Source organism: Mycobacterium shinjukuense (assembly GCF_010730055.1).
Lineage (GTDB): Bacteria > Actinomycetota > Actinomycetes > Mycobacteriales > Mycobacteriaceae > Mycobacterium > Mycobacterium shinjukuense.
The window spans coordinates 3,850,781-3,863,698 of sequence record NZ_AP022575.1; the positions used below are offsets into that span (position 1 = coordinate 3,850,781).

The 12,918-nt window shown below is 70.1% G+C and carries 8 protein-coding genes and 1 pseudogene; 8 read left to right on the top strand and 1 reads right to left on the bottom strand.

Annotated elements, in window-relative coordinates; translation table 11 throughout:
* Nucleotide 1: 1 nt before the first annotated feature.
* Nucleotides 2-1,444: a CCA tRNA nucleotidyltransferase gene (locus G6N20_RS17355; RefSeq protein ID WP_083049424.1), complete on the bottom strand. Its 1,443-nt coding sequence runs from the start codon at nucleotides 1,442-1,444 to the stop codon at nucleotides 2-4.
* Nucleotides 1,445-1,962: 518 nt separating this feature from the next.
* Between G6N20_RS17355 and G6N20_RS22460 the strand changes: the two are divergent.
* From G6N20_RS22460 to trxA, 8 genes and pseudogenes are all read left to right on the top strand, one after another.
* Nucleotides 1,963-2,815: pseudogene (locus tag G6N20_RS22460) on the top strand (IS982 family transposase).
* 380 nt (nucleotides 2,816-3,195) lie between these two features.
* Nucleotides 3,196-3,951: an NUDIX hydrolase gene (locus G6N20_RS17360; RefSeq protein ID WP_083049345.1), complete on the top strand. Its 756-nt coding sequence runs from the start codon at nucleotides 3,196-3,198 to the stop codon at nucleotides 3,949-3,951.
* Nucleotides 3,948-6,359, top strand: a complete 2,412-nt coding sequence (locus G6N20_RS17365; protein WP_142272075.1) for a hypothetical protein — start codon at nucleotides 3,948-3,950, stop codon at nucleotides 6,357-6,359. The genes G6N20_RS17360 and G6N20_RS17365 overlap by 4 nt, the downstream gene beginning before the upstream one ends.
* Entirely contained in the window at nucleotides 6,356-9,961 is a 3,606-nt protein-coding gene (locus G6N20_RS17370; protein ID WP_083049346.1) for a lipid II flippase MurJ, read from the top strand. Before G6N20_RS17365 ends, G6N20_RS17370 begins: the two co-directional genes overlap by 4 nt.
* Before the next feature lie 55 nt (nucleotides 9,962-10,016).
* Nucleotides 10,017-10,583: an RNA polymerase sigma factor SigM gene (sigM, locus tag G6N20_RS17375; RefSeq protein WP_083049348.1), complete on the top strand. Its 567-nt coding sequence runs from the start codon at nucleotides 10,017-10,019 to the stop codon at nucleotides 10,581-10,583.
* Nucleotides 10,584-10,640: 57 nt separating this feature from the next.
* Complete coding sequence (locus tag G6N20_RS17380; protein ID WP_083049351.1) at nucleotides 10,641-11,384, top strand: anti-sigma factor; 744 nt, start codon at nucleotides 10,641-10,643, stop codon at nucleotides 11,382-11,384.
* Between the two features lie 88 nt (nucleotides 11,385-11,472).
* A complete protein-coding gene (gene trxB / locus G6N20_RS17385; RefSeq protein ID WP_083049354.1) occupies nucleotides 11,473-12,474 on the top strand; it encodes a thioredoxin-disulfide reductase in 1,002 nt (333 codons plus the stop codon).
* Nucleotides 12,471-12,824, top strand: coding sequence for a thioredoxin (gene trxA, locus G6N20_RS17390; RefSeq protein ID WP_083049357.1), 354 nt, complete (start codon nucleotides 12,471-12,473; stop codon nucleotides 12,822-12,824). Before trxB ends, trxA begins: the two co-directional genes overlap by 4 nt.
* The last annotated feature ends 94 nt before the right edge of the window (nucleotides 12,825-12,918 follow it).

Sequence of the window (12,918 nt, forward strand, 5' to 3'; positions counted from 1 at the left end):
GCTAGCGGTTCCCCCGCGCTTCCCACCAGGCCAACAACTCCGCGGTCGCTTCCTCGGTGCTCAGCGGCCCGCGGTCCAGCCGCAGCTCCTTCAAGTAGCGCCACGCCTCGCCGACTTGCGGGCCGGCCGGAATGCCGAGCAGCGCCATGATCTGGTGGCCGTCCAGGTCGGGGCGCACCCGGTCCAGATCCTCTTGGGCGGCCAGTTCGGCGATCCGCTCCTCCAGCCGGTCATAGCTGGCCTGTAGTCGGGCGGCGCGGCGCTGGTTGCGGGTGGTGCAGTCGGCGCGCACCAGCTTGTGCAGCCGCGGTAGCAGCGGGCCCGCGTCGGTGACGTAGCGGCGCACCGCCGAATCGGTCCACTTCCCGTCGCCGTAGCCGTGAAACCGCAGATGCAGATACACCAGCTGGGCGACGTCGTCGATCACTTGGTTGGAGTACTTCAGCGCCCGCATCCGTTTACGGACCATCTTGGCCCCGACCACCTCGTGGTGGTGAAAGCTCACGCCGCCGTTGGGTTCATGACGCCGGGTGGCGGGCTTGCCGATGTCGTGCAGCAAGGCCGCCCAGCGCAGCACCAGGTCGGGGCCGTCGTCCTCCAGCGCGATGGCCTGCCGCAGCACGGTCAATGAATGCTGGTAGACGTCCTTGTGCTGGTGGTGTTCGTCGATCGCCATCCGCATGCCGCCGATCTCGGGCAGCACCACCTCACCCATCCCGGTCTGCACCAGCAGGTCGATGCCGGCGACCGGGTCCGCGCCCAGCAGCAGCTTGTCCAGCTCGGCGGCAACCCGTTCGGCGCTGATCCGGGACAGCTGCTGCGCCATGTCGTCGATCGCCGCCCGTACCCGCGGTGCGACGGTGAAGCCCAGTTGCGAGACGAATCGCGCGGCACGCAGCATGCGCAGCGGGTCGTCGCCGAAGGACACCGCCGGTGCTGCCGGGGTATCCAGCACGCGGGCCCGCAGCGCCGCCAAACCTCCTAGTGGATCGAGGAATTCGCCCGGTCCGGTCGGCGTGATGCGGACGGCCATCGCATTGACGGTGAAGTCGCGGCGCAGCAGATCGTCGTCGAGCCGGTCGCCGAAACGCACCTCCGGGTGGCGCGACACCTGGTCGTAGGTGTCGGCCCGGAAGGTGGTGATCTCCAAGCGGTAGTCGTCCTTGCCGACGCCGATTGTGCCGAACTCGACGCCGGTCTCCCAGATCGCGTCGGCGAACGGGCGCACGATTTTCTGCACCTGCTCGGGCCAAGCGTCGGTGGCGAAGTCCAGGTCGGGGCTCAGCCGGCCTAACACCGCGTCCCGCACCGAACCGCCGACCAGGTACAACTCATGCCCTGCGTCGGCGAAAGCCGACCCGAGCGCACGCAGCAGGGGCGCATGCTGATTCAAGGCGACCGCGGCGGTGGTCAACAGATCAGCATCCTGGACGGGTTCAGCCACGTTCGACCAGCCTAGTCGGGTGACGATGCGGGCCGTGTCGGCCCGCGGAGGAACCCGACCATCCAGACCCCGCCGGGTGACGATGCGGGCCGTGTCGGCCCGCGGAGGAACCCGACCATCCAGACCCCGCCGGGTGACGATGCGGGCCGTGTCGGCCGCGGAGGAACCCGACCATCCAGACCCGCCGGGTGACGATGCGGGCCGTGTCGGCCCGCGGAGGAACCCGACCATCCAGACCCCGCCGGGTGACGATGCGGGCCGACACGGCCCGAGCTGTGACCGGAGGCGACCAACCCCACGACGACGGTCACATCTGCCGCAGCAGCCTCGGGCCGCGAGGGATGCCCGCTGTGCCCGCATCTGAGCGACAGCGCACGAGGTGCGACCGTGGGCGAACACCCTGCCCCCTGGATGAGTGATTCCTAACTCCGCGCCGAGCGTGCACCGGCGGCGCCGAACGTGCACTGGTGGCGGGGACACGCCGGGCGATGCCGCCATGATTGCACGTTCGGCGGGTGATGATCGACGACCACGTGGTCCAACCCGACCGGCGGCGTGCGGGACGGCCGAAGCCATTGACCGACGCCGAGCCGGTGTGCCTGGCCGTGGCCCAGGTGCTGCTCGGCACCCGCAGCGAACATCATTGGCTGCCAATGTGTTTCGGCGGACTCGAGCACCTATTTCCTACCCGCCCAAACGGCCCGGCTACCACAAGCGGGTCAAGGCCGCGGCACCGCTGATCTGCCAGGCGATTCGGTATCTGGCCAGCCAGTGTCCGTCGTGGGCCGACGATCTAGGTTCGCTCGGTCGACGCCACCCCGGTGCCGTGCGGCTGCCTACCGGGAGACGGTGAAGCGTTCCGGTCTGGCCGGGTGGGCCCAACTACGGCTGCTGCGCCGCGCACTCCCGCTGGTTTGGGGGTTGAAAGCCGTATCTGATCAGCACGGCGGAGGGGATGCCGGTCGGGTGGTGTCTGGCCGACCCGAAGCTCGGCGAAAGAGAAGTCGCCGCAGAGCTGTTCGCGCATGCCCCGAGACCTCGGGGCGCCGCGCGAGAAGATGGTCGTGCTGGCCGATAAGGGCGTGTCCGGCGCCGAGTTGCAACGTTACCGCCCCGACCAGCTGGGCGTGCTGTTGGTGTGCCCCGACCGCAAGGACGAGCAAGAAACGCCGCTACGGCAACCTCGCCGGCATGCGCCAATGGATCGAAGCCACGACACCCGCAAGGACCAACTCAATCTCGACCGCCCACGGCGGGCGCACACCCGAAGGCGCCTACGCCCGCGTCGCCCAACGCCTCCTCGCCCTCGGCGCTGTGATCAGGCACAACCGGAAGATCAACAGCCCAGTCAAACGATCACCGATCGCCTAGGACCACCGACCAGGTTGGGAATGACTCATCTGGGCGACTTGTCGCTCGAAGGTGGGCACATCGGCTACCCGCCGACGCAGATACTCATGGGACAACTGCGACCACTGTGACGGACTTGCCGCGTGGTGCACGCTGGGCTTGGACCGTCCGCGACCTGCCGGACGGGCGCATCGCCGAACCCGATTCCACCGTGGCCGAGCCGCTCGCCCCGCGGAATCGTTGAGGGACGCCGTCACCGAGACCTTGACCTGTGCGCCGGCCGATCCAGCGCCCGAGCGCGGGAGCCGGGACCATGATCGGGGGGTGCCGCGCGCCGCCGCACCCCGCACAACCGGCGAGTACATCGGGTACACCCACCCGTACCAGCTAATATCGCTTGGGTGTCGGACGGCGAACAAGCCAAACCACGTCGACGCCGAGGCCGGCGCCGCGGTCGTGGCGGCGCGGATTCGGCGGTGAACCGCGCCGAGGGCCAACCCACCAGCCAACCCGCCGGTGACGCTACGACCCCGCGACCCGCCAAGCCGCGACGGTCCCGCTCAGCGCGGCGCGGGCCGGCCCGTCTGCGCACGATCCACGAGACATCGGCGGGAGGCCTGGTCATCGACGGCATCGACGGCCCACGTGATGAGCAGGTCGCGGCCCTGATCGGTCGCGTCGACCGGCGCGGACGGATGCTGTGGTCGCTGCCCAAGGGCCACATCGAGTTGGGCGAGACCGCCGAGCAGACCGCCATTCGTGAGGTCGCCGAGGAGACCGGAATCCGGGGCAGCGTGCTGGCCGCGCTGGGACGCATCGACTACTGGTTCGTCACCGACGGCCGGCGGGTGCACAAGACGGTGCACCACTACTTGATGCGGTTTCTGGGCGGAGAACTGTCCGACGACGATCTCGAGGTCGCCGAGGTGGCGTGGGTGCCGATCCGGGAACTACCGTCGCGGTTGGCCTACGCCGACGAACGCCGCTTGGCCCAAGTGGCCGACGAGCTGATCGACAAGCTGCAGAGCGACGGCCCGGACGCGCTCCCACCGCTACCGCCCAGCTCGCCCCGGCGGCGGCCGCAAACGCATTCGCGCGCCCGTCACGTGGCCGGACCCGCGCACGGCCGGAAGAACGGTGACGGGCCGGGGCCGTGATCGGGCTGCGATTTCGGTGGGCCGGGTTGGCGCGCCGCGCCGCGGTCGTCGGCACCGCGGCCGGCTGCCTGGCGGTGTTCGCCGTTCCCGCCGCCGCGCCCCGCGCAACCGCCGGCGAGCCCAGCCCGACACCATTTGTCCAGGTTCGCATCGATCAGGTGACCCCGGATGTGGTCACCACGACCAGCGAACCCGTCGTCACGGTCAGCGGCATGATCACCAATATCGGTGACCGCCCGGTCAAAGACGTCATGGTCCGGCTGGAGCACGCTCCGGCCGTCGCGTCCCCGGCTGCCTTGCGCACCACGCTCGACGGCAGCACCGACCAGTATGAGCCGGCCGCGGACTTCCTCACGGTGGCTCCCCAACTCCAGCGCGGGCAGCGGGCCGGCTTTACCCTCTCGGCCCCGCTGCGCTCGTTGACCAAGCCGTCGCTGTCCATCGAGCAGCCCGGCATATTCCCGGTCCTGGTCAACGTGAACGGCACGCCCGACTACGGGGCGCCGGCCCGGCTGGACAATGCGCGGTTCCTGCTGCCGGTGGTCGGGGTGCCGCCCGAGCACGGCGGCACCTTCGACTCGGCCGTCGCACCCGACACCACAAAACCCGTGTGGATCACCATGCTGTGGCCGCTGGCCGACCGGCCCCGGCTGGCGCCCGGCGCCCCCGGCGGCACCATTCCGGTCCGGCTGACCGACGACGACCTGGCGAACTCACTGGCCACCGGGGGCCGGCTGGACGGGCTGCTGTCCGCGGCCGAGCTGGCCACCAGCCGCGACGTCGATCCGGACGGGGCCGTCGGACGGGCGCTGTGCCTGGCCCTCGATCCGGATCTGCTCGTCACCGTCAACGCGATGACGGCCGGGTATGTGGTGTCCGACTCCCCCGACGGAACCGGGCAGCGGCCGGGCACCCCCACGCATCCGGGCACCGGTCAGGCCGCCGCGGCCACCTGGCTGAACCGGTTACGCGCGCTTGCCCATCGCATGTGCGTCACGCCACTGCCGTATGCCCACGCCGACCTGGATGCGTTGCAGCGCGTCAACGATCCCCGGCTGAGTTCGTTCGCCACCGTCAGCGCCGGGGACATCGTCGACCGCATCCTGGACGTCACCTGCACCCGCGGGGCAACCCTGCTGCCCGACGGCCAGTTGACCCGCCGGGCGGTCGACCTGCTCAGCGCCGACGACAGCACGGTCGCGATCGCGGCTGCCGAGCCTTCTGCCCAGGACGTCGGGGGCTCGTCCGGCAGCGGCGGCTCCGCCGGCGCCCCCATCACACCGCGGCGGCTGTCCCCGCAGGTGGTGACCGCCCCGTTCGACCCGGCGGTGGGTGCCGCGCTGGCCGCAGCGGGCACCAACCCGATCGTTCCGACCTACCTGGACCCCTCGTTGTCGGTTCGGATCACGCACGACTCGGCCACCGCCCGCCGTCAGGACGCCGTGGGCGCCATGCTGTGGCGCAGTTTGGCCACGGACGCCGCGCCGCGCACGCAGATCCTGGTGCCGCCGGCATCGTGGAACCTGCAAGCCGACGACGCGCAGGTCCTGCTGACCGCGCTGGCCACCGACATCCGGTCCGGCCTTGCGGTGCCGCGACCGCTACCGGCGGTGATCGCCGACGCGGCCGCCCGCACCGATCCGCCGCAGCCGGCCGGAGACGACGACTCCGCGCGCGGCCGAATCGACGACACCATCACCGCCGAGATCGCCGGCCAGGTTGGCCGGCTGTGGAAGCTGACGTCGGCGCTGACCACCGACAACCGCACCGGGTTGACCGGCGTACAGTACACCGCGCCGCTGCGGGAAGACATGCTGCGCGCATTGAGCCAATCGGTGCCGCCCGATACCCGTAACGGGCTGGCCCAGCAGCGGCTGGCGGTCGTGGGCAACACCATCGACGAACTGTTCGGCTCGGTGACGATCGTGAACCCGGGTGGCTCCTACACCCTGGCCACCGAGCACAGCCCGCTGCCGCTGGCGCTGCACAACGGCCTGGCGGTGCCCATCCGGGTGCGGCTGCAGGTCGACGCTCCGCCCGGGATGACGGTGACCGACGTCGGCCAGATCGAGCTGCCGCCGGGGTATCTGCCGCTGCGCGTACCGATCGAGGTGAACTTCACCCAGCGTGTCGCCATCGACGTGGCGCTGCGGACCCCCGACGGCACGGCGCTGGGCGAGCCGGTTCGGCTCTCGGTGCATTCCAACGCCTACGGCAAGGTGCTGTTCGCGATCACCCTTACCGCCGCCGCGGTGCTGGTGATGCTGGCCGGACGACGGCTGTGGCACCGGTTCCGTGGTCAGCCCGACCGGGCCGACCTGGATCGTCCCGATCCACCCGGCACCGGACACGGCGGACACGGCGGGCAGCCAACGGACCGGCGGGTCCGGGAAGACCACCGCGTATGAAACCCGCCGCTCGGCGGGTGCCAACGGTGCCGCAGCGACACGCGCAGCTGCGGGCACGCCCGCCTTCGGGGGCGCCCGGTCCGGTGCCAGCGCCGGGCCTTCCGCCCCCGCCGGGGCCGCACCGACGGCCCGAGCTGTCCGACGCCGCGCTGGTGTCGCGGTCGTGGGCGATGGCGTTCGCCACCCTGATCAGCCGGATCACCGGTTTTGCCCGAATCGTACTGCTGGCCGCGATTTTGGGCGCCGCGCTCGCCAGCTCGTTCTCGGTGGCCAACCAACTGCCGAACCTGGTCGCCGCGCTGGTGCTGGAGGCGACGTTCACCGCGATCTTCGTGCCGGTGCTGGCCCGCGCCGAACGGGACGACCCGGATCAGGGCACGGCGTTCGTGCGCCGGCTGGTGACGTTGACCACCACCCTGCTGTTGGCCGCCACGGCACTGTCGGTGCTGGCCGCGCCGCTGCTGGTGCGGTTGATGCTGGGCCGCACCCCGCAAGTCAACGAGCCGCTGACCACGGCGTTCGCCTACCTGTTGCTGCCCCAGGTGCTCGCCTACGGGTTGTCCTCGGTGTTCATGGCGATCCTGAACACCCGCAACGTGTTCGGGCCACCGGCATGGGCGCCCGTCGTCAACAACCTGGTCGCGATCGCGACCCTGGGCGTGTATCTCGGTGTGCCCGGCGAGCTGTCGGTCGATCCCGTTGCGATGGGCAACACCAAGCTGCTGGTCCTCGGCGTCGGCACCACCGCAGGCGTGTTCGCGCAGGCCGCGGTGCTGCTGGTGGCGCTCCGGCGCCACCACGTCAGCCTGCGTCCGCTGTGGGGAATCGACGAGCGGCTCAAGCGCTTTGGCGCGATGGCCGCAGCGATGGTGCTCTACGTGCTGATCAGCCAGCTCGGCCTGGTGGTTGGCAACCAGATCGCCAGCACGGCCGCGGCCTCCGGCCCGGCCATCTACAACTACACCTGGCTGGTGCTGATGCTGCCGTTCGGCATGATCGGCGTGACGGTGCTGACGGTGGTGATGCCGCGGCTGAGCCGCAACGCCGCCGCCGATGACGTCCCGGGCGTGCTGGCCGACCTGTCGTTGGCCACCCGGCTGACCATGATCACGCTGATCCCGACGGTGGCGTTCATGACGGTCGGCGGCTCGGCGATCGGCGCCGCGCTGTTCGCCTACGGCAATTTCGGTGCCGTCGACGCCGGGTATCTGGGCGCCGCGATCGCGTTGTCGGCGTTCACGCTGATCCCCTACGCGCTGGTGCTGTTGCAGCTGCGGGTGTTCTATGCCCGGCAGCAACCGTGGACTCCGATCCTGATCATCGTCGTCATCACCAGCGTCAAGATCGCCGGCTCGGTGTTGGCGCCGCATGTCACCGCGGACCGCGAACTGGTCGCCGGATATCTGGGGCTGGCCAACGGCCTGGGCTTCCTGGCCGGCGCGCTCGTCGGGTACTACCTGCTGCGGCGCGCCCTGCGGCCCGGCGGCGGCCAGTTGATCGGCCTCGGCGAGGTGCGCACCATCCTGGTGACGGTGGCGGCGTCCTTGCTGGCCGGCCTGCTCGCCTACCTGCCCGATCGGCTGCTGGGGTTGCGTGAGCTGACCGCCCAGGGTGGTGGCGCGGGGTCGGTGCTGCGGCTGCTGGTGTTGGCGATGATCATGGTGCCGATCCTGGCCGCCGTCATGCTCGGGGCACAGGTCCCCGAGGCGCACGCGGCGCTGGGTGCCATCCGGGGCCGCGCCCGGCGCTTGGCGTGTCGCCACGCGACCGTGCCCAACGGATCGTCTCGGCCTCGCCCGGTCACGTACCCTGAGCAGAGAAATTCTGCCGTGCCGCCTCGAACCGCGGTGCAGCAGCCGATCCGGCGCACAACCCCGATACCCAGGGCCGGAAAAGCGAAAGGACTGGAGGTGAGCGACCGCCCATCGGATAGCGCCTCGGCCAATTACGCATCAGGCACCGAGCCGGTTGCCGACCACTTCCCGCCAGACATTCCGGTCAGCGGTGGATCCGATCTCTCTTCGCCACGCCGCGCCGACCAGCTCAACGGTGATCCGGCCGATGCCCGCGGCCCGAGTCCGTTCGACGCCGCCCGTGAGCGCGGTCCGGAATCGGCGGTGGCCCGCGACGATGTCTCCCTGGTTCCCGGTGCTCACGTCGCCAACGGCCGCTACCGCCTGCTGATCTGCCACGGTGGCACAGCGCTGTTGCGGTTCTGGCAGGCGCTGGACACCGCGTTGGACCGGCAGGTCGCGCTGACCTTTGTCGACCCCGAGGGCGCGCTGCCCGACCACATGCTGCAGGAGATCCTGGCCCGCACGTTGCGGCTCAGCAGGATCGACAAGGCGGGCATCGCCCGGGTACTCGATGTCGTGCACACCGGTGCCGGCGGTCTGGTGGTCGCCGAGTGGATCCGCGGCGGCTCGCTGCGGGAGGTTGCCGACACCTCGCCGTCGCCGGTGGGCGCCATCCGCGCGATGCAGTCGCTGGCAGCGGCCGCCGACGCGGCCCACCGGGCGGGTGTCGCCCTGTCGATCGACCACCCCAGCCGGGTGCGTGTCAGCATCGACGGCGACGTGGTGCTGGCCTTCCCCGCGACCATGCCCGACGCCAGTCCGCAGGACGATATCCGCGGGATCGGCGCCTCGCTGTATGCCCTGCTGGTGAACCGGTGGCCGCTACCGGAGTCCGGGATGCGCAGCGGATTGGCGCCCGCCGAGCGCGATGCCCTCGGTCATCCCGTTGAACCCGCCGTCGTCGACCGTGACATCCCCTTTCAGATCTCCGCGGTGGCGGCCCGGTCGGTGCACGAGGACGGCGGGATACGCAGTGCGTCGACGCTGTTGAACCTGCTGCAGCAGGCGACGGCGGTGGCCGACCGCACCGAGCTATTGGGGCCCATCGATGAGACGCCACCGCCGGCCCCACCCGAGCCATCCGTGCGCGGTGCCGGGCCCTTGGGCAACCGGCGCCGCAACCTGATCATCGGTATCGCCGCGGCCGCCGCTGTCATCGTGGTGGCGATGTTGGTGTTGGCGTCGGTGCTCAACCGGTTGTTCGACCTCGGCAACGGCCTCAACGGGGAGCAACTCGGTCTTAACACGGCGACCTCGTCGGCGTCCGAGTCTCCCGCCAACTCGGTGCCCTCCGGCAGCGTCGTCAAACCCACCAAGGCCACCGTCTTCTCCCCCGAGGGTGAGGCCGACAACCCTGGCCAGGCCGGGTTGGCCATCGACGGTGACCCCACCACCGCCTGGCAAACCGACACCTACACCGACGCGGTACCGTTCCCCGGCTTCAAAAACGGCGTCGGATTGATGTTGCAGCTACCCAAGCCCACGGTGATCGGCGCCGTCACGATCGACATTTCCAGCACCGGGACCAATGTGGAGCTTCGTTCCTCACCCACGCCGGCGCCGGCCAAGCTGGGGGACACCACCGTGTTGACACCGGCCACCACCCTCAAGCCCGGTCACAACACCGTTGCGGTTACCACCGCCTCACCGACGTCGAACCTGCTGGTGTGGATCACCACCCTGGGAACCACCGACGGCAAAAGCCGCGCCGACATCTCCGAAATCACGATCCACGCCGCAGCCTGAGCGGGCCCCACCGGGGTGAAGTGCTCAGCGGTAGTCGATTGGTTAGTGTCCGGCCGTGGGTTTCGGGGGACGCAACGGGTGTGAACGCAGCGACGCCGACCTGCTGGCCGATCACGTCGCCGGCGACCGCTACGCCTTCGGTCACCTGTTCCTGCGTCATCACCGCCAGCTACATCGGCTGGCACGGCTGACCAGCCGGACCCCCGAGGACGCCGACGATGCGCTGCAAGAGGCGATGCTGTCGGCGCACCGCAACGCCGCCTCGTTCCGCTATGACGCCGCGGTGAGCAGTTGGTTGCACCGCATCGTGGTCAACGCGTGCCTGGACCGGCTGCGCCGCGCCAACGCCCAGCCGACCGCTCCGCTGCAGGACGTGTATGCGGTGGCCGACCGCACGGCCCAGGTCGAGACCGCGATCGTGGTGCACCGGGCGCTGATGCGCCTTCCCGTGGAGCAACGGGCCGCGGTGGTCGCCGTCGACATGCAGGGTTATTCGATCGCCGACACCGCCACAATGCTGGGGGTGGCCGAGGGCACGGTGAAGAGCCGCTGCGCCCGCGCGCGGGCTCGCCTCGCGCAGCTGCTGGGCTACCTCAACGCGAACGCCGACACGGTCGGTTAGCGGTTAGCGCGCCCTCCGCGTGGCCGTCCGGGCGGTGCATGACGGACACTGGGGCGGATGGGTGCAGCCGAAAACCGGGCCGACGGAGGCCCGCCGCTCACCGTCGAGCTGCTGGCCGAGCTGCAGGCCGGCCTGCTGGACGACGAAGCCGCCGCGCGTGTCCGCCGACAAATCCGCGCCGACCCGGAGGCCGCCGGGATGCTGCGGGCATTGCACCAGGTGCGCCGCGACGTCGCCGCGGTGGGCGCCGATCCGACGTCGGCCCCGGAGGTTCCCGCCGATGTCACCGCCGGGGTGCTGGCGGCGCTGCGTTCTGCGGCTCCCGGGCGCTCACCCAGCGCCGCTCATGCGGTGCGGCCGCGCCCGCGAGTTCTCCGGGTCATTGCCGGCGTCGCCGGATTGTCCGCGGCGGCCGCGGCGATCGGCCTGGGGACCACAGCACTTCTCCATGCGCCGCCTCCCGCACCGACCGCACCCCCCACCGCGCAGCACATCACCGTGTCGACACCGGCCCCGGCGATACCGCTCTCGCAGGCCGACATCCTCGCGCTGCTCGACCGCGCACCCGACTACGGCCCCCTCGCCGACCCGTCACGGCGTGCCTCCTGCCTCAGCGGTCTCGGCTATCCGGCGTCCACCCGGGTGCTGGGCGCGCGGCCGATCGAGATCAACGCCCGTCCCGGTGTGCTGCTGGTGGTGCCCGGTGACGCGCCCGATTCCGTGACGGTGTTTGCGGTCGCCCCGAATTGCAGCGCGGCCGATACCGGGCTGTTGGCCAGCACCACGGTCGCCCGCTCGTAATGTGGTGCGCAGCACCCGCGGGAACACCCCCGCCTAGGCTGACGTTCGTAAAAGCTTGAGACCCGCTCGACGCACCGGAAAGGCCCGCATGACCGCTTCGTCCGCTCAACACACCGTCCACGAGGTCATCGTCATCGGCTCCGGTCCGGCCGGGTACACCGCCGCACTGTACGCGGCCCGCGCGCAACTGGCGCCCCTGGTCTTCGAGGGCACCTCGTTCGGCGGCGCGCTGATGACCACCACCGAGGTGGAGAACTATCCCGGCTTTCGCGACGGCATCACCGGCCCGGAGTTGATGGACCAGATGCGTGAGCAGGCGCTGCGGTTCGGCGCGGACCTGCGGATGGAAGACGTCGAGTCGGTCTCGCTGCAGGGGCCGGTCAAATCGGTGGTCACCGCGGACGGGGAAACTTACCGGGCCCGCGCTGTCATCCTGGCGATGGGCGCGGCCGCTCGTTATCTGCAGGTACCCGGCGAACAGGAATTGCTCGGCCGCGGCGTCAGCTCGTGTGCCACCTGCGACGGTTTCTTCTTCCGCGATCAAGACATCGCCGTCATCGGCGGCGGTGACTCGGCGATGGAGGAAGCCACCTTCCTGACCCGGTTCGCCCGCAGCGTGACCCTGGTGCACCGGCGCGAGGAGTTCCGCGCCTCCAAGATCATGCTCGATCGGGCCCGCAACAACGACAAGATCCGGTTTTTGACCAATCACGTCGTGGTCGCGGTGGACGGGGACACCACGGTGACCGGTTTGCGGTTGCGCCACACCGTCACCGGGGCGGAATCCACGCTGCCGGTGACCGGTGTGTTCGTCGCGATCGGGCACGAGCCGCGGTCCGGTTTAGTGCGCGATGCCGTCGACGTCGACCCGGACGGTTACGTGTTGGTGCAAGGACGCACCACCAGTACCTCGGTCGAGGGCGTGTTCGCCGCCGGCGATTTGGTGGACCGTACCTACCGGCAGGCGGTCACCGCTGCCGGCAGTGGTTGCGCCGCAGCCATCGACGCCGAGCGCTGGCTAGCCGAGCACCCGGACATGGGCGCTACATCTGGAGACGCTGACACTACGTTGATTGGAGCACAGCGATGACCGAAGCCGAAAAGTCCGGCGCCACAATCGAAGTTTCCGACGCCTCCTTCGCCACCGATGTCCTATCCAGCAACAGGCCTGTGCTGGTTGACTTTTGGGCAACCTGGTGTGGGCCGTGCAAGATGGTGGCGCCGGTCCTCGACGAGATCGCGGCCGAACGGTCGGGCAGCCTCACCGTCGCCAAGCTGGATGTGGACGCCAACCCGCAGACCGCGCGCGAATTCCAGGTCGTCTCGATCCCCACGCTGATCCTGTTCAAGGACGGCCAGCCCGTGAAGCGGATCGTCGGCGCCAAGGGTAAGGCGGCGTTGCTGCGCGAGCTCTCCGACGTGGTTCCCAACCTCGCCTAGCCTCGCCTAGCCACGGCGCGGGGCCCGCGGTTAGCCTGGGGTTTTCCCGAAATCGGCGAGGATCTGCGACAATACCGCTAGCTGTCATGGACAC